The organism is Bradyrhizobium sp. URHC0002, assembly GCF_054059515.1.
In genome coordinates this window covers 279614-296722 of sequence record NZ_JBSSCF010000001.1, presented here as the reverse complement: position 1 = coordinate 296722, position 17109 = coordinate 279614, and the positions used below count along the sequence as shown (strand labels likewise).

Genomic DNA, 17109 nt, shown 5'->3' with positions numbered 1-17109 from the left:
GGGTTCGGGTCCAGGTTCAGGTTCAAGTCCGGGGTTTACAGCCGCGGCCCAAGCCGAGCGGAGCTCGGTCACGATCCAAGCCGAGCGGAGCTCGGTCACGATCCAAGCCGAGCGGAGCTCGGCCACGATCCAAGCCGAGCGGAACTCGGTCACTGTCCACGCCGAGCGGAACTCGGCCACTGTCCACGCCGAGCGGAGCTCGGCCACTGTCCACGCCGAGCGGAGCTCGGCCACTGCCCATGCCGAGCAGAGCTCGGCCACGGCTCATGTCGAGCGGAGCTGAGCTTGGTTCGGTTCGAAAATGTCGGTTTGCGGTACGGGCTCGGCCCGGAGATTCTGCGCGACCTTACTTTCCTGATTCCGGCGCATTCCTTCCAGTTTCTCACCGGTCCCTCGGGCGCCGGCAAGACCTCGCTGCTGCGGCTGTTGTTTCTGTCGATTCGACCGACCCGCGGCCTCGTCAACCTGTTCGGCCAGGACGTCTCGCTGCTCGGCAAGGATCAGGTTGCGAACATGCGCCAGCGGATCGGCATCGTGCTGCAGGATTTTCGCCTGCTCGACCACATGACGACCTATGAGAACGTGGCGCTGCCGTTCCGCGTGATGGGCCGCGAAGAATCCAGTTATCGCCGGGAGGTGATCGACCTCCTGAAGTGGGTCGGCCTCGGCGAGCGCATGGATGCGCTGCCGCCGATCCTGTCGGGCGGCGAGAAGCAGCGCGCCGCGATCGCGCGCGCGGTGATCTCGCGGCCGCAATTGCTGCTGGCGGACGAACCGACCGGCAGCGTCGACCCGACGCTCGGCCGGCGCCTGCTGCGGCTGTTCATCGAATTGAACAGGCTGGGCACCGCTGTGATCATCGCAACCCACGACATCACGCTGATGGACCAGTACGAGGCGCGGCGAATGGTGCTGCACCAGGGGCGGTTGCACATCTATGAGTAGGATGGATGACGAGCACGGGCCGCTGGTGGACCTCGGAACGGAGCGCCCGCAGGTCCCGGCGCGCGCGCGCAACATGTCGCCGATCGTGCCGCGGGCGTCGATCTCCGGCCGCGCGCTGGTCGCCGTCGTCGCCATCATGACGTTCCTCGCTTCCATCACCACCGGCACCGTGCTGCTGGTCAGCGCTTCCGCCGCGGAATGGCAGTCCGAAGTCGCCAGCGAAATCACCATGCAGGTGCGCCCGCAGGCGGGGCGCGATCTCGAGCGCGACGTGACCGCGGCGGCGGAGGCGATGCGGACGCAGCCAGGCATCGTCCAGGTCAAGCCGTTCACCAAGGACGAATCGGCCAGGTTGCTGGAGCCGTGGCTTGGCAGCGGGCTGTCGATCGAGCAGTTGCCGGTGCCGCGCGTCGTCGTCGCGCGCGTCCAGCCCGGCACCACGCTCGACCTCGCAGGCCTGCGCTCCAGGGTGACGCAGGTGGCGCCGTCGGCGAGCGTCGACGATCACCGCGCCTGGATCGAGCGTATGCGCTCGATGACCGGGGCGACCGTATTTGCCGGCATCGGCATCCTCGTGCTGGTGATCGCGGCGACGATCATTTCGGTTTCGTTCGCGACCCGCGGCGCGATGGCGGCGAACCGCCCGATCGTCGAGGTGCTGCACTTCGTCGGTGCCGGCGACCGCTATATCGCCAACCATTTCCTGCGGCATTTTCTCAGGCTCGGGCTGGAGGGCGGGTTGATCGGCGGCGGCGCCGCGATGCTGGGCTTCGGCTTCTCCGAATCGATCGCCGCCTGGTTCTCGGGCACCCCCGTCGGCGATCAATTCGCAGCACTCTTGGGGACATTTTCGCTGCCGCCTTCGGGCTATCTGGCGCTCGCGATACAGGCCGTGGCGATCGCCGCCATTACCGCCTGGGCCTCGCGGCGAACGCTGTTCGCCACGCTGGACGACATCGATTGACGACTCCACTTCGCTTTAAAACGTTATAGAATTGGCTAAAGCGTTCTCAAGCGGAGTGGAGACCGGTTCGCGTCGAGAAAACGCGTCAAATCAGGATTCGGGGGGAAGGGGATCGCCGGACCACATGGGTTTGCAGCACGACGATAGATCGCAGAGGGCGCCGGCTGCGCGGCCGCGCGGATGGCTGCGGGCGACGATCGTCGGCGCCATGGCGATCCTGTTCGTTGGCGCGGCCGTTGGCTTCCTCGCCTTTCTCTCGCAATTGCGCGGCGTCGAAATCAAGCCGGCGCGCAACGCCGACGGCATCGTGGTGTTGACCGGCGGCTCGTCGCGGGTGTCGGATGCGATGGAGTTGCTGGCCGGCGGCTACGGCAAGCGGCTGTTGATTTCGGGCGTGCATCCGACCAACGCGGTGAGCGACATTTCGCGCTCGCTGCCCGACAACCAGTCGCTGCTGTTGCGCTGTTGCGTCGATCTCGACCGTTCGGCCGTCAACACCCGGAGCAATGCCGCCGAGACACGGCGCTGGGTCCGCGAGCGCGGCTTCAAGTCGCTGATCGTGGTGACGTCGAACTACCACATGCCGCGGGCGATCGTGGAGCTGTCGCATGCGATGCCGGACATCACACTGATTCCGTTCGCGGTGGTCGGCGACCGATGGCGCGACGAACCGTGGTGGACCAGCGGCGCGACGCTGCGTCTGTTGCTTTCGGAATACGCGAAATATGTCGCCGTCGAGGTGCGCGTGCGGCTGGCGGGCGTGGGCATCGACCTGGCGCCCGAGCTTTCCGAGCAGCCGGCGCCCACGCCGCGCCGGCCGGCGACGGCGCAAGCCAACTAGGGCGCGTGCACAAAGCCGCGAATGGTGCGTCTGGCGCCATGTCGACTTTACCCCCAAAGCGGACGACCGCGTTATGGTGGAATCACTGCCGCACTTCGGAAAGCGACCAGCGCGGCGCGTCCGCGATGTTCAGGCAACCGGTCCGGGGATCCAATAGTCGCCGAAAAGCGGCCTGACTATTACGCTATAAATTACCCCGAGCTGCAGGCTCGGATCGAAATAGCGCATCGCCCGCTCATTGAGGTCAATGATGCGGCCAGGCGTTAGTGGCCCCACATCATTTATCTTGACGATGATCTTCTTGCCAACAGCCTCAACGAGGGCAAACTTCGGCCTCGCGCCAAATTGGACCCCACCAAATTTCTGGCGCAAACTCGTCTTGATGGCAGCCGCCCAGACAGAGGGATCATAGCGCTCGCCGGAGGCTGTGTTCGGGCCGCCCTCCCGCCATCCGGGCCGGAACGGATTGTACGTGGATGCTGCGCCAACGATCGCTTCCCCGGAAGCTTCATTGACGACGGTGCTTGAATGAACTGCAACGATCTCACTGCGAGCAACGGTCACAGAAAACGCAAGCGCAAGTACGACGCCGCAAATTGCGGCGCTTGAGCGAAACAACATCATAACTCCTTGATGGATTTTCTAGAACGTTCGGTTCCCGATGCCGCAAAATATGGTCGAGCGAACGCGGATGCGTTGACGAACTCGTGCCAATTTTTTGTGGATTCGCGCCAACCCTGGCGACGGAACCGTTGTGGGAACCAGTGTGGTCCTCGCACAGGTGTTCTTAGTTCTCACCGACTAAGACAGAAATTGCGTCAGCAGCATGACTGAATAGAGTTCCCTCGTTAGGGCGTGAGCAGAGCAAGCGTCTGACCTTTGTCCGCTTGGAGTCATTCGCGTCGGTCACGCATTGAGATGACAACTTCCGAAAAGTACCAGAAGCGGAAGCACTGGATCGGACAATCATACTTCCGTTTAGCCAGTTGGGCGGTCTTCTCGGTGCGTAATGGTCTCGGTCATCCGATCTGAAGCGGATCATGGAAGATCAGGTTACCACGGCAGAATTCGCTAAGCGGCGCTGTGACGCACATGAAAGGTGAACCACTTCACGTTCGCGAGTCTTTGCTTCGACTAAGAGTTTCAAGTGATCGGTGGTGATGCACACGCCAGGTTTATTTAGCCGGTCGGGGCAACCGTATGCACGATCAAAGCGCTACCCCCAAGCCATTCGTCGACGAGCTGCTGGAGTTGAAAGACTCGGGCCGCGACCTGCGAATAGATGCCTGTCGAGGCATCGCATTGTGGTGGATCTTTCTTGATCATATTCCCAACAACATCGGAAGTTGGGTGACGCTGCGGAACTACGGCTTCAGCGATGCCGCGGAAATATTCATGTTCATCTCGGGCGTAACCTGTGCGCTGGCCTACGGCAAGACATGGCGCTGCGAGGGTTGGACCGGAGTGATTGGCAGGACGCTGCGGCGAAGCTGGGATATTTATGTCGCGTTTCTGCTGCTGACGCTCGCCAGCGCCATCTTGATTCACCTCGTAGGCGGCGGCCCTTCCGCTGACGCGAGCAATACGCGCATTCTGCTGGATCAGCCGGGCGCGACGCTCGCACGTGCCGCGATCTTGCAATACCGTCCAGTCAACACCGACGTCTTGCCCATCTTCGTGCTTCTTCACCTGTTGTTCGCGCCGCTGCTGTGGCTGCTGCTGCGGGCGCCGAACCTGACGCTTGGCGCCTCGCTGGCGCTCTATGTGCTGGTGCATGTCTTCGGCTGGACCGTCCCGGCGTGGCCGAACAGCCATTGGGCCTTCAATCCGATGGCATGGCAGTTACTGGTTGTGCTTGGCGCGTGGTGGATCATCGAGGGCAACAAGGTCCAGCGGTGGCTGAGGTCACGCGCGGCGCTTGTCCTTGCAGTCTTCTATCTGCTCTTCAGCCTGATCATCGCACTGAGCTGGCGCATCAAGCCGCTGGAAGCACTGATCCCGCAAATGCTGGCACACCTGCCCCACTCATTGGACAAATCGAATCTCGACCCCTTGCGGCTGCTGCATTTTCTGGCGATAGCCGTTTTGGCGGCATGGTTGGTTCCTCCCAACTGGCAGGCGATGAAAACGCCCGTGATGCGCGGCGCGATCCGCTGCGGCCAGAACTCGCTACCTATTTATTGCCTTGGCGTTCTGCTGGCTTTCGTTAGCCACATGGCGCTGCTCCACATCTCGAACGGGCTTGCGATGCAGATCGCGTTGAGTGTTGGTGGCATCATGGCGATGATCGTGAGCGCAACTCTGCTGAACCTGATCAGCATCAAACCCAGGCAGCAGTCGGCAAGAAAACAGCTCGCTCCTGAGTGAAAACCAGGCGACGACAACGACGTCTCAGTCCGCTCGCCGATAATGTCCGCCTGGGCGCAAGACGCGGCTCCCGGGTTCAGATTGGTCGAGCACTCGGTCTTACTTGTGTAATGGCGACCCCGGAGATCGCGAGCAGTCCGCCGACAACCAACTTTGGGGTCATGCGGTCGCCAAGGAACAACACGCTCGAAATCAAGGCGAACACCGGCAGCAGCAGACCGAACGGTGCGACGCGGCCCATGGAGCATCGGGCAATCAGCCAGAACCAAAGTCCGAACCCAACAATCCCCCCGATGAAAATTGTGTAGGCGAGTGCCAGCCAGCCACGTTCATCCGCCGTGACAAGGCTTGCCAGTTGTCCATGTTCAATGAGTAACGACATCAACATGACCTGCGGCACCGTGAGCAGCGACGACCACCCCATCAACATCAGGGGATCAAAAGGGCCGTAGCGTTTCGTCAGGCGTTGGACACCGCGAATGCGAAGGCTGCCCCGACCACAAGCAGCAGCGGAAGCGCGTTTGCCGACAGGCCAGGCCCCGCTGCCAACACGACCACGCCTGCGAATGCAATTACCACTCCGGCGGACGTGGTGAGAGACGGCCTCTCCGCGAGCAGCGGCCAGGCCAACAGAACGGTGAAGGGGGTCGCGAGTTGATATGCGACGGCCGACATGCTTCCCGAGCCGAGCCCAAGGCCAACGTAGAAGAGCCCGAAGTTCAGTCCGCCAAGGAAAATCGAAATGGCTGCGATAGGGCCGAACTGTTGACGCGTGGGCCTTTTGACGAACGGTACAAGCAGCAGCGCGATGGCCAGGAAGCGCAGTGCAAGGAAGAAGAGAGGCGGAAACTCCGTAACGCCCACTTTGATGGCCACGAACTGATAACCCCAGAGCAGGGGAACGGCCACCGCGCAGACGACCTGGATGGCAGACATGGCATCCTTCCTTTCAAGACCAATCAGTCTAGATATAGACGCGCTAACAACGCGAGGATTCATGGGTTATCTACCTGATGAAGCGGTCGAGAAGAGCGTCGGCTGTTGCTCGCGACGTGATCGGTGTCGGTCCCGTTTTACCGACCACTCGCAGCCCCTCGACGAAACAGACGAGAATTCGGGCGGCACTTGAAGGCTCAACGCCGTCGGCCAACTTGCCCGCCGTCTTCGCACGGGACAGTGCATCCGCCACCCTGGCCTCCATGGCTTTGAAAAAGCTCGCGATGCGACGACCAACTTCAGCATCCTGGCCAGCCAGTTCCATGGCTGTGGCCACCAAGAGGCATCCGCGCCGACCCTTGGTACCGGTCGTGCGGTCCACGTAGCCGGCAAGGTAGGCCCGCAGGCCGTCGACCGGCTCCCTGCGGGGGTCAAGTTCGATATCCATCCGCGCCAGGGCATCGGCAATGTAGCGATCAAGCGCACGCAAGAAGAGCGAGTGCTTGTCGCCGAAAGCGGCGTAAAGGCTGCCACGCGAGAGCTTGGTCGCGCGAAGAAGGTCCGGTAGCGCCGTCGCGTGATAGCCGCGCGACCAGAACACACCCATCGCGCGTTCGACAGCGGCTTCCACGTCAAAACTTCGGGGGCGGCCACGAGGCAACTGCACTGAGGTTTGGTGGCGCATTGCCAATATATAGACCAATTGGTCGTTAAATCAAGTGACCACTTCGGGTCAAAGGCGACATTCCGAGAAATCCCGCGCATGTCCGCTCTTCCACCGAATACGACTTCGGCAGCGGCTGCGGCCATGTCGGGTTTGTGCCAACATCGGACATTACCGAGGAGATGGATTCGCGTCCGGCCTCCGCGCAACGAAAATGGTGGAAATGCATTCCAGCACCGTCTCGCGCTTTTGATTGCGCAGCAGGTTTTGGTTGCGGACTATTCCCCAGTCAGGTTTCGATTTTGAGGGGCGCAGCTCCAGAATCGTCATTTCGAGATCGAGCGCGTCACCCGGGCGTACCGGGTTCGTCAGCTTCAACTCATCCCAACCCAATCCCATCAGGACCTGGAAGTGCGGTTGAAGCTGACCCGAGAGCAGGATGTAGATCGCAAACGTATGCGAACCCGATGCCGTCAATCCGCCAAAGACCGATTGTGCCGCGAGTTCCTCGTCGATGTGGCGGGGGATCGGATCATATTGTTTGGCGAAACAGATAATCTCTTCCTTGGAGAGCGAATAGGGGCCCGCCGCGCTTCGGATTCCGATCTGCAATTCTTCAAAATAGAGGTTGGTCATCGATGCCTCCGTCGATGAAGCGAGAGGCAATGCGACCTCCCGCTCGCCGGCTCAACGGGCGACATCGTAACGGCTAAAATTGGCCGCGGTTAGTGGCAATCGCTGGTTTGATCCCATGTCCGAGTTGGGTCAAACTCAGAAGTCAGGGCACGCGATCGAGAAGTCCGCTTTTCCTTCAAGAACCGACATCGTCTGGCGGAACTGGCAGGTCCGAAAAGTGCCAGACGGACTTCGCTTCGACTACTTTCCCATCCACTTGCACATGCTGTACCCTGCCCGGGAGGAAACGCGTCTCACGCCAAACGTCTCGTGGGTAACGCTGATGGGCCAATTTGGAGGCAGTATCATGAAATGCTTATACCGCGCTCTTGCAGCGTTTGCCCTCGTGCTCGCCGGCGCAGACGCCGCACTTGCGCAAGGTTGGCCGAACCGTCCGATCCGTATGGTCGTACCCTACACCCCGGGTGGCTACACCGATCTGATGGCTCGACTCGTCGGTCAAAAGATCTCGGACGCGCTGGGCCAGCCCATCGTCTTCGAGAACAAGCCAGGCGCCAACGCCATCATCGGCACCGACGCCGTCGCCAAGGCTGCGCCCGACGGCTACACGTTCGGCACCGTGATCGCGGCGCATGCGGCAAACGCCACGCTCAATCCGAAGCTGCCCTACGACACGCTCAAGGACTTCACATACGTCTCGCTGATGAGCGTCGCACCGCTGATCATGATCGCGCATCCCTCAGTGCCGGCGAACAACGTGAAAGAGCTGATCGCGCTCGCCAAGGCCAAGCCAGGTGAGCTCAATTTTGCCTCGAGCGGCATCGGCGCTGCAGCACATCTCACGATGGAAATGTTCATGAGCCGCACAAGCATCAAAATGCAGCACATACCCTACAAAGGCACGGCCGGCGCGCTGCAGGATACCGTCGGCGGGCAAATCAATGTGATGTTCGACATTGTTGGTCCGCTGATGCCGCAGGTGCGTTCCGGAAACGCCAAGGCGATCGTTGTCACCGCGAAAGAGCGCATCCCGGCGGCATCCGACGTACCGACGATGGCGGAGCAGGGAGTGCCGGATTTCGTGTCCGGCACCTGGGCCGGAATCATCGCGCCGGCAGGCACACCTAAGGAGATCGTGGACCGCGTCTCGGCGGAGGCCAAGAAGGCACTCGCCGATCCGGCATTGCAGGCAAAGCTAGTCGAACAGGGTATTGTGCCGATGGGCAGCACCCCGGAAGAATTCCGCGCCTTCGTCGCCGAGGAGATATCGCGATGGAGAAAGGTGATCACGGACGCTGGAATTAAGATGGAATAGTAAGGCCCGATTCCACACTCTCAAGGGCAGGGTGGACGACACTCCGAGCGGGTGAAGTCCTCCGCGTGTGAAGTTTCGCCCCACCCCGCCTGCAAGGTCAATTGCGCACCCGGCCCACGGCCCTTTTAAGTCCGCTTATCCTTCTGAGACTGCCTTCGATCGCCGTTCTTGGACGGGCATCTCGTTGCGCTTTGTAAAGCAACAATGAACAGCTCGAGGCCGGCCGAGGTTAACCCGTTCTCAGTGATCAGACCGAGCCGCGTGAGGTTGACTGCCTCTATCGGACCGTCACCATGAGGCGATCCGCCACCGAACAGCTTGATAATAATTTGTTGCTCCCGGCGCGTTAGCTCGTTCCAGAGCGCCAAACCATTCACTCGAATGCCTCGCGCGAATCACTGCGTGACGTCGTGAGCTTTAGCCGACCGCTCAGAGGGGAAATCGTGGCGTTCAAATGTCACTATTGAAAGTAGATTTCTGGCTATGGTCGTCCAATCGGGACTCTTGATTCTTCTCTTGGCGAGCGACTGCATCGTGGTGTTGGTGGCCCGATACGATACACGTCCGTTTCGGATCGTCATGTCAGCGGCAGCGCACATCCCAGAATTTGGTATTCAAGCCTCGCCGATCTCACGCCCCGAATCGATCCCTACTCCGTAGTAATCGGCCCGGCCCGCCGATCTAAATTTCAGAGTAAGCTCGCCTGCCCGCTGGAAGGCCTTTGCTGTATCACTCGCCGTGAGCGCCACGGTAGTGGTTATGTCCGAAAGGCTTCCGCCAGCCGCGGCGGCAAGCACCGCTGAAATCATCGTGGGCTCATCCGGTGCTTCCGCTATGATCAGCCAATCGTAGGATCCCAAAGTCAGATACCAACTGATCAATCGAGCACCGGCGGCCGCGAACAACTCCGCCACCGCCTCGGAACGGTCCTCCGGTTTCGCAGACATCCCCTTGATAGCCGCGGCGGTGTAACGACCTTGAGAGATGTAGATCGTCATGCTGGTCTCCTCTGCTTTCGCACGGCACGCCCTCGGCCCGCGCCGAAAAGACTATCGCGCGTGTCACCTGCGGAACAGATGATATCAGGTGCGCGGTCCGCCTTGGGAAAAACGTCGGATGTCCGCTCAGGGTCATTCGCGTCGATTTGGCCGGGTGCCGACGAGTTCCGCTCCACCCCTATAAACAGACATCATTACCGCGCGTCGGGATGCCTCAAATGTGCCCATAGGCGACATCTGCCGATCATCACGTTGTCGTAGTTCATCAACCTGTCGCGCAGGCAGGATCACCCAGGTGGGTGATGCGGGCGGCGCCGGGTGCCGCCCAGTGAAGTTCACCTTTTGCTCAGATGGGCAGCGGAAGGCGCAGCCCAGGAGGCGCACTTGGAAGGCTCGATGTTGGCGCTGCCTTCGGACGCAGTCTGAAGTTTGAAAAGAATTCCTTCAGCAGCCGCCGAATGGCGGGCTCGATCTTCGCGCAGATGAACCAGCAGACCAGAACAAGGATGGCCAGACTGGCCCATACTGCCAGGGAGGCATCCAGGCCGGCATCGGTCAGGACACGAATGATCGCAGTGCCGGTGACGTTGTGGGTCAGATAGAGCGGATAGGTGATCAGCCCGAGCGTCCTCAGATAAGCCGGCGCTTCAGGAGAAGTGGTGCCGGCAGCCTGCCTGTTCTTGTTCGCGGCGAAGCCAATGAGCAGCACCGCCGCAGCCCAAACGAGGATCGGCAAGAAGACCGGTTCATCCGAAATGGCGGGTATGGCTTTCAAAAGGAAATCGGAGAAATAGTAGATCTCGGCACACCCCGAGAGGCATGTCACGGCCACGGCAACCCATTCGCGAGTCGTGAGCGTTCTATTCGCCGACATGAACAGCCAGATCCCGAGCGCGAAGAAGCAGCCATGGTTCAACATCCATGTTGCACCGGGGACGCGGAACATCATGACCATCCAATAGAGCATGTTGGATTCAAACGCACCCGACAGCACCACCATGGAGAAGGCGTTGAACGCGGCGCTATAGATGGTGAGCCCCCAGGCCAGATGCCGCAGCGTAACTTTCTTGGTGAGCAGCGTGCAAAATACCAGCCCATAAAAGGCCATTTCCGCCGCCAACGTCCAATAGACGGCGTCGAGCCACCGACCGTTGATCCCCTTCGGAATGAGCAGCATTGCCTGGAAGTAGGAAAGGACGAGCTCGGATGCCTTCTCACGCAGAAAGATGAGCAGGATGAGCAAGCTCAAGGTGGAGGCAATCCAGACCGCCGGATAAAGCCGTAGTGCACGCCCGAACAGAAACTCTTTTGGCGAAGACTTGCTCGCGGAGTTCGCAATGACGAAGCCGGAAATCACGAAGAATATTTCAACGCCCACCCAGCCGAACCATGTGAAAGGCGCGGCGTTCGGAAATTGAACGTCGGCGGCGAAGTAATGCTCAAAGCTCTGGGGAGCGCCGATCGAAGCCCCGGCCCAGGAGTAGAACATCAGGTGAAAAACCGCGACGAAGAGAGCGGCCCCGAAGCGCAGCGGATCCAGCAATGAGAAGTAGTTCTTCACGGGAATTCACCAGGTTCATGGATCAATCCCGTTGCAAATACCGGCTCCGTTCAAAAGGCTCTTTGACCAACGTCACACAGCCCCCGCCGGGCTTTCAGGGCGCCTTCCAGCCAGCTTCCGTTCTCGTGGTCGGCGACCGGTGGCGCGACGAGCCGTGGTGAACCAGCGGGGCGACGCCGCGCCTGTTGCTGTCGGAATACGCGACATATGCCGCCGGCGGGGTCGACCTACGGCTGGCCGACATGCGCATAGAGGTTCCGGAGGCGTCCGATCAGTCCCCGCCAGCGCTGCGCCGGCCGGCGACGGCGCAGGTGAACCAGGCGATTACTCTTATCCGCGAATGGTGCATCGGGCTCCAACCCAGGCGGCAAGCGAGCAGATCAATTCGTCGGGCGTGGCTTTGTCCCGAGATTCGCAGACAGGAAGCCAAACAGCCGTTCGGCGACGAACTTGTGACCCTCCGGTGTCCAATGGCCGCCAGTGGCGGCGTCTCCGTAGGACGCCGCGCCGTCAAAGGTTACGTATGGGATGCGCGTAGCCTCGAGATGACGAACCAAGGCGACGTCGGTTGATTGCAAACCCACGAGGAACGTGGCGCCATTGGCTTCGACAAACGCGCGGATCTTGTCGATCAGCATCTCGGTCGGGTCAGGAACGCGCAACGCCGGATGCTGCAATTTTAGATGAACCGCGTTTGCGAGCCGTACCAGCCAGGAATGACGCACCCACCAATCTTCCTTGATCGCCTGCAGGCGGGATTTGGGGACGGGCTGTCCGGCCAGCACCAGCGAGCCGTCAGCGCCGCGCGTGAAGTAGGGCTTCTGATAGCCCTCGTAACGGATATTGCTGCTGTTATCGTCGCGATCGTTGTTGGCGCAGAACATGAGTACAACGACGGCAGGCCTCACCTTTGGCCATAATCTTTGCAGCAACAGATACTCCTGATCCGTGCCGAAACCGGAAACGCCCGCCGCCAAAATTTTGTAGTCGGGAATGCGCGGCTTCAGGATTTCCGTGAACCGCTCGGACGCCTCGGCGTCCAGTCCCCAGACGAAGGAGTCGCCGAGAAACATGATGGTCGGTTTCGCATCCAGGATGAATTCGTCGTCGCGCAGACCGAGGCTGTTGTGGCGGACCTGAACGGTGCGAGCGTTGGTGGCCGTGGAAACAGAGCCCGGCATCGGCATCCATCCGAGTTCGGCGTCGTATTGGTAGCTGAGAGAGCGTTCGCTTACCCCCTCTCGCAACTCGCGCAGATCGACGATCCGCAGGATCACCTCGAGGGCGCCCAGCGTGACGATGGTCATGATCGCGATCGCTCCCAGCGTGTGCAGAGCCTTTCGAACGTTCATGTCGTCACCCGCGCTGCCATTGCGGTCCCATCAGTCGAGTTCGAACCTGTTCTTGTAATCGAGTTTCAGGGACGGCGGCTGGTCCTCCTTGCGCAGGAAGCAGTTGCCGACAACGAGCACCTCGATGTCGCTGCCCATGAAGCAGCGGAAGGCGTCCTGCGGGGTGCAAACGATTGGCTCGCCGCGCACGTTGAAGCTGGTGTTGACCAGCACCGGGCATCCGGTTGCCGCCTTGAACGCCGTCAGCAGGGCATGAAATCGCGCATTGGTGTCGGCGTGGACCGTCTGTATCCGCGCCGAATAATCGACATGGGTCACCGCCGGAATACTTGATCTCGGAAGGTTGAGCCGCTCGATGCCGAACAGGTTTTCATCGCAGGGGTTGGCAGCCCGGCGGTGTTTCGGCAATACGTTGGCGACGATCTGCATGTAGGGGCTGTCGCCGCCGAGATCGAACCACTCGGCAACATCTTCGCGCAAAACCGCCGGCGCAAAGGGACGGAAACTTTCGCGGAACTTGACCCGCAGGTTGAGCGAACTCTGCATGCGAGGCGAGCGCGGATCGGCAATGATCGAGCGCGCGCCAAGTGCGCGCGGGCCGAATTCCATTCGGCCCTGGAACCAGCCCACCGCGTTTTCCGCGACCAGTGCTTCGACCGTGCCCGCAATGAGTGCTTCGTCATCCAGTGTCGAGAACACGGCGCCGGCTCGTGTCAGTTCCTTCTCAATTTCGTCCTGGGAGAAGGAGGGCCCGAGATAGCCTCCTTGCATGGCATCCGCGCGGGGCGCCACGCGTTCCCTGCCGGCAAACTGATAATAGGCGGCAAGCGCTGCGCCGATCGCCCCGCCGGCATCGCCGGCCGCCGGCTGTACCCAGATTTCCTTGAAGTTGCGTTCACGCAGTATTTTGCCATTGGCGACGCAGTTGAGCGCCACGCCGCCAGCCAGGCACAGATTCGTCGACTCGCCCTCGCGCGCTAGACTACGGGTCAGCCGAAGCACGATCTCTTCCGTTACGTGCTGCACGGAGGCGGCCAGATCCATATGGCGCTGATCGAGCGGCTCGGCGGGGGCGCGCGGTTTGCTGCCGAACAGGGCGTCAAACTTGCTGTTGGTCATGGTGAGGCCGGTGCAATAATCGAAATAGTCGAGATCGAGCCGAAAGCTGCCGTCTTCCTTGAGGTCAACGAGATGATCGAGGATCAGGCCGGCATATTTCGGCTCGCCGTAGGGCGCGAGGCCCATCACCTTGTACTCGCCCGAATTCACCTTGAAGCCGGTGTAGTAGGTGAAAGCCGAATAGAGCAGGCCGACCGAGTGGGGAAAGTTGATCTCACGCCTCAGATCGAGCCTGTTGCCTCGGCCGTAGCCGGCCGATGTCGTCGTCCATTCCCCGACGCCGTCCAGCGTCAGGATTGCCGCCGACTCGAACGGCGAAGCAAAGAATGCTGATGCCGCGTGGCTCTGGTGGTGATCGGCGAACAGAAGCTTCTTCTCCCAATCGACGCTGCCATCGATCTTCAGAAGATGGTCGCGCAATACGGCTTTCTGGAACAGCTTCTCCTTCAACCAGACCGGGATCGCCTTTCGGAACGATTGAAAGCCCCGCGGCGCAAAGGCGAGATAGGTCTCGAGCAGGCGTTTCAAATTTGAGAAACGGCTTCTCATAGAACACTACATGATCAAGCTCGGCCGCCGATATGCTGCCGGCCGACAGGCAGTAGCGAACCGCGGCATCTGGAAAGCTCGCGTCGTGTTTTCTGCGTGTAAATCGCTCCTCCTGGGCGGCGGCAATAATCTTGCCGTCCACCAGTAGTGCGGCGGCGCTGTCATGATAGAATGCTGAAATGCCGAGTACGCGCACGCACGTCTGCTCAGAACAGAGTGTAGACGAACGGCGCGAGTGCTGAGCCCTTGGTGAGAACCAACAGGCCGCCCAGGACCAGCATCACGGCGAAGATGGGGATCAGCCAGAACTTGCGGCGAGCCCGGATGAAGTCAAACAGTTCACGCAAGAACGACATCGGGACCGCCTAGAATTGCTGACGCATGGATTCGGATGGCGACCTTGGATCGGAGCGCGGCAACCAATAGGTAGCCAACGAGCGATCGCGTCTGAGCTGGAGGAAGTCTTTTCCAAACAACCGCATGACCAGTCCGATCGGAAGGATCGCGCCGAAAAACAGAACGGCCATTATGACCGGATTGACGACGCGGTACATCAGCAGACCGAGCTTCAGCCAGAGCCGGTTTGCCGGGGCCAGCGCTTGCGGTCGCCACAGCGTCAATCCCGCAAACGCAGCCGCAACGCCCAGCCATATCAACGCGTGGGAACTGCCTTTGTAGACCCCAAGCGCCCCAATCAGCATGAAGACAGCCGCCATTGTGAACCCGAAATTGCGGTCGCTCGGTCCGACGATGACTTCGTCATCTCCAGGTTCCAGCAATTGCATGATCTGCTTCTCTCCGTAACGGGCGGCTGGCCTTCTAACTATTCGTTGTGTCGTCGCTACTTGGCGCGCGGGCGGCTGCTGCAGGGCGTTCGCCTGGCTTTCCGGAGAGGGCTGTTTACTTCGCTACGACAGCGGATTCAAGTTTTGCGCTCAGCTCCAGGGTCGCTGTTCTCCGCGGGAAGAGGCCGCGGATGCTGGTCGTGCAGCATCATCGCCAGCCGGTGCAGTTGCTGGTCGCGAAAACCTTCGGCCTCGATCGCTTTCACCGTCGCCAGCACATAGTCGCGGTTGACGCCGGACTGGCCGTGCCCTTGCAGCACGTGGCGCAACTGCTCGGCCGGCGACAGCCGCCCGGCATATTGCACATGGCCGCGGTCGACCACGTAGACGAGCGCACTGACGCGCTGGCGCGCCTCGTTCTCGAGCCACACCGATCGTTTCACCTCGCGGTAAACCGAGGTGACCTGCTCGCGCTCGCGCAAATAGGCGATGGTGGCGGCGCTATGCTTCTCCGCGACCCGGAACGCGACGCCCCGGCAGGCGCCGCCGCGGTCTAGTCCCAGCACGAGGCCGGGCTTTTCTGGCGTGCCGCGATGGACGAAGGAATAGACGCAGAGCGCGCGGTGTTCGCCAATCAGCCGCGCCGGAACCCGTTCGATGAATTCGAAGCCGGGGCGCCACATCAGGGAGCCGTAGCCGAACACCCAGAGGTCGCCTGTCGAGAATTCCGTATCGTTGAGCGTAGTCGCGGACATCGCCCGCACCGCTACCAGAACCGAACGACAAAGCGAAGTGAAATCAATGCCTTTTGTTGTGATCGGCGGATGCTTACATTTGACAAAATCGCTAGCCAAAGGACGCCGCATGCCTGACATGACCCCCGCGCCGCGCCGGCGCCCGCTGTGGCGCCTCTTCATCATGCCCGCGCTGCTCGTCGTCGCCGCCGCGGCATGGAGCGCGTTCTGGTTCTATGCCGCGTCCGAAGCCGGCGTACGCGCCGACGCCTGGGCGGCGCAGGAGGCAAAGGCCGGCCGGGTCTATGCGTGCGGCAAGCGCGAGGTCGCCGGTTTCCCGTTCCGCTTCGAAGTACGCTGTGACGACGCCAGCGTTGCTCTGGTCTCGCAGACGGCGGGCGCGCAGGCGGCGTTCACCGCGCGGCTCGGCGAAATCATGGTGATCGCGCAGATCTACCAGCCGAAACTTTTGATCGCCGAATTCAAGGCGCCGGCCACGCTGGCCGATCGCGGCCAGCCGCCGTCGCTGAAGGTGAACTGGACCACCGGCCGCAGCAGCGTCAGTGGACTGCCTGACATTCCGCAGCGCGCCTCCGTCGTGTTCGACAATCCCTCGATCGAGCGTATCAACGGACAGGTCGCGACGCCGCTCGCGCGCGCCGGCCGTACCGAACTGCACGGCCGGCTCGCCGAAGGCTCGACGAAGGATCAGCCCGTAATTGAAGCGGTGTTGCAGATATCGGCCGGCAGCGTGCAGGAGCTGCATCCGCTGCTGGCCGTGCCGTTCGATGCCAGCGTAGAGACCAGGCTGAGTGGGTTGAAGGATTTCGAGCCAAAGCCCTGGCCGGATCGCTTCAGGGAAATCCAGGCGGCGGGCGGCCATGTCGAGATCGTGCGGTCGCGGGTTCAGCAGGGCGATTTGGTGTCGGTGGCCGCAGGTACGTTGAGCCTCAACGCGCAGGGGCGGATCGACGGCGAATTGCAGATGACGGTGGCGGGCATCGAGAAAGTGATCCCGGCGCTGGGGATCGAAAAGATGCTGGAGGAGGGCGTGCCGCAGGCAACGCTCGATCGCGTCGCCCCGGGCGTCAAGTCGCAGGACCTCAACAACCTGTTTGGTGCGCTCGACCGTGCGATCCCGGGCCTCGGCAAGGTCGTCAAGCAGAACGCCAATGCCGGCGTCACCGCTGGCATCAACTCGCTCGGCAAGGAGGCGGAGCTCGAAGGAAAGAAGGCGCGCGCCTTCCCGTTGCGCTTCGTCGACGGCGCAGTGTTCCTCGGACCGTTGAAAGTCGGGCAGGTGCCGCCGCTGTTCTAGCGGCGGCGCGGCTACGGTATGCGTT

At 61.3% G+C, this 17109-nt stretch carries 15 protein-coding genes and 2 pseudogenes; 6 read left to right on the top strand and 11 right to left on the bottom strand.

What is annotated here, in order from left to right; all coding sequences use genetic code 11:
- Positions 1 to 285: 285 nt before the first annotated feature.
- The 3 genes from ftsE to ACVWVY_RS01380 all read left to right on the top strand — a co-directional run bounded on the left by ftsE (position 286) and on the right by ACVWVY_RS01380 (position 2750).
- A complete protein-coding gene (gene ftsE, locus ACVWVY_RS01390; RefSeq protein ID WP_456624713.1) occupies positions 286 to 945 on the top strand; it encodes a cell division ATP-binding protein FtsE in 660 nt (219 codons plus the stop codon).
- Positions 938 to 1909: a cell division protein FtsX gene (locus ACVWVY_RS01385; RefSeq protein WP_456624712.1), complete on the top strand. Its 972-nt coding sequence runs from the start codon at positions 938 to 940 to the stop codon at positions 1907 to 1909. The genes ftsE and ACVWVY_RS01385 overlap by 8 nt, the downstream gene beginning before the upstream one ends.
- 124 nt (positions 1910 to 2033) lie before the next feature.
- The gene (locus ACVWVY_RS01380) at positions 2034 to 2750 is read left to right on the top strand and encodes a YdcF family protein (RefSeq protein WP_456624711.1); all 717 of its coding nucleotides are present in this window, start codon (positions 2034 to 2036) and stop codon (positions 2748 to 2750) included.
- 129 nt (positions 2751 to 2879) lie between these two features.
- Here ACVWVY_RS01380 and ACVWVY_RS01375 read toward each other — a convergent pair whose 3' ends face one another.
- The gene (locus ACVWVY_RS01375) at positions 2880 to 3374 is read right to left on the bottom strand and encodes a septal ring lytic transglycosylase RlpA family protein (RefSeq protein WP_456624710.1); all 495 of its coding nucleotides are present in this window, start codon (positions 3372 to 3374) and stop codon (positions 2880 to 2882) included.
- Between the two features lie 576 nt (positions 3375 to 3950).
- Here ACVWVY_RS01375 and ACVWVY_RS01370 point away from each other — a divergent pair.
- Positions 3951 to 5117: an OpgC domain-containing protein gene (locus ACVWVY_RS01370; RefSeq protein ID WP_456624709.1), complete on the top strand. Its 1167-nt coding sequence runs from the start codon at positions 3951 to 3953 to the stop codon at positions 5115 to 5117.
- A gap of 76 nt (positions 5118 to 5193) precedes the next feature.
- Here the strand turns inward: ACVWVY_RS01370 and ACVWVY_RS01365 are convergent.
- The 3 genes and pseudogenes from ACVWVY_RS01365 to ACVWVY_RS01355 form a co-directional block, all read right to left on the bottom strand.
- Positions 5194 to 6053 (bottom strand): annotated as a pseudogene (locus ACVWVY_RS01365) (DMT family transporter).
- A 70-nt stretch (positions 6054 to 6123) separates the two neighbouring features.
- Complete coding sequence (locus ACVWVY_RS01360; protein WP_456632063.1) at positions 6124 to 6738, bottom strand: TetR/AcrR family transcriptional regulator; 615 nt, start codon at positions 6736 to 6738, stop codon at positions 6124 to 6126.
- A gap of 150 nt (positions 6739 to 6888) precedes the next feature.
- Positions 6889 to 7353, bottom strand: coding sequence for a MaoC/PaaZ C-terminal domain-containing protein (locus tag ACVWVY_RS01355; protein WP_456624708.1), 465 nt, complete (start codon positions 7351 to 7353; stop codon positions 6889 to 6891).
- A 346-nt stretch (positions 7354 to 7699) separates the two neighbouring features.
- Here ACVWVY_RS01355 and ACVWVY_RS01350 point away from each other — a divergent pair, with 346 nt between their 5' ends.
- Positions 7700 to 8668: a tripartite tricarboxylate transporter substrate binding protein gene (locus tag ACVWVY_RS01350; RefSeq protein WP_456624707.1), complete on the top strand. Its 969-nt coding sequence runs from the start codon at positions 7700 to 7702 to the stop codon at positions 8666 to 8668.
- 614 nt (positions 8669 to 9282) lie between these two features.
- Here ACVWVY_RS01350 and ACVWVY_RS01345 read toward each other — a convergent pair.
- From ACVWVY_RS01345 to ACVWVY_RS01315, 7 genes and pseudogenes are all read right to left on the bottom strand, one after another.
- Positions 9283 to 9666, bottom strand: a complete 384-nt coding sequence (locus tag ACVWVY_RS01345) for a GYD domain-containing protein (protein WP_456624706.1) — start codon at positions 9664 to 9666, stop codon at positions 9283 to 9285.
- Positions 9667 to 10012: 346 nt separating this feature from the next.
- A complete protein-coding gene (locus tag ACVWVY_RS01340; RefSeq protein WP_456624705.1) occupies positions 10013 to 11227 on the bottom strand; it encodes an acyltransferase family protein in 1215 nt (404 codons plus the stop codon).
- Between the two features lie 380 nt (positions 11228 to 11607).
- On the bottom strand, positions 11608 to 12579 hold the full coding sequence (locus ACVWVY_RS01335) for an SGNH/GDSL hydrolase family protein (protein ID WP_456624704.1): 972 nt from the start codon (positions 12577 to 12579) through the stop codon (positions 11608 to 11610).
- Positions 12580 to 12609: 30 nt separating this feature from the next.
- Positions 12610 to 14443 (bottom strand): annotated as a pseudogene (locus ACVWVY_RS01330) (carbamoyltransferase family protein).
- Between the two features lie 10 nt (positions 14444 to 14453).
- On the bottom strand, positions 14454 to 14603 hold the full coding sequence (locus ACVWVY_RS01325) for a DUF5989 family protein (RefSeq protein WP_456624703.1): 150 nt from the start codon (positions 14601 to 14603) through the stop codon (positions 14454 to 14456).
- A 9-nt stretch (positions 14604 to 14612) separates the two neighbouring features.
- Positions 14613 to 15032, bottom strand: a complete 420-nt coding sequence (locus ACVWVY_RS01320) for an SxtJ family membrane protein (protein WP_456624702.1) — start codon at positions 15030 to 15032, stop codon at positions 14613 to 14615.
- A 137-nt stretch (positions 15033 to 15169) separates the two neighbouring features.
- The gene (locus tag ACVWVY_RS01315; RefSeq protein WP_456624701.1) at positions 15170 to 15787 is read right to left on the bottom strand and encodes a gamma-glutamylcyclotransferase; all 618 of its coding nucleotides are present in this window, start codon (positions 15785 to 15787) and stop codon (positions 15170 to 15172) included.
- Positions 15788 to 15896: 109 nt separating this feature from the next.
- Between ACVWVY_RS01315 and ACVWVY_RS01310 the strand changes: the two genes are divergently transcribed.
- Entirely contained in the window at positions 15897 to 17084 is a 1188-nt protein-coding gene (locus ACVWVY_RS01310; protein WP_456624700.1) for a DUF2125 domain-containing protein, read from the top strand.
- Positions 17085 to 17109 lie beyond the last annotated feature (25 nt).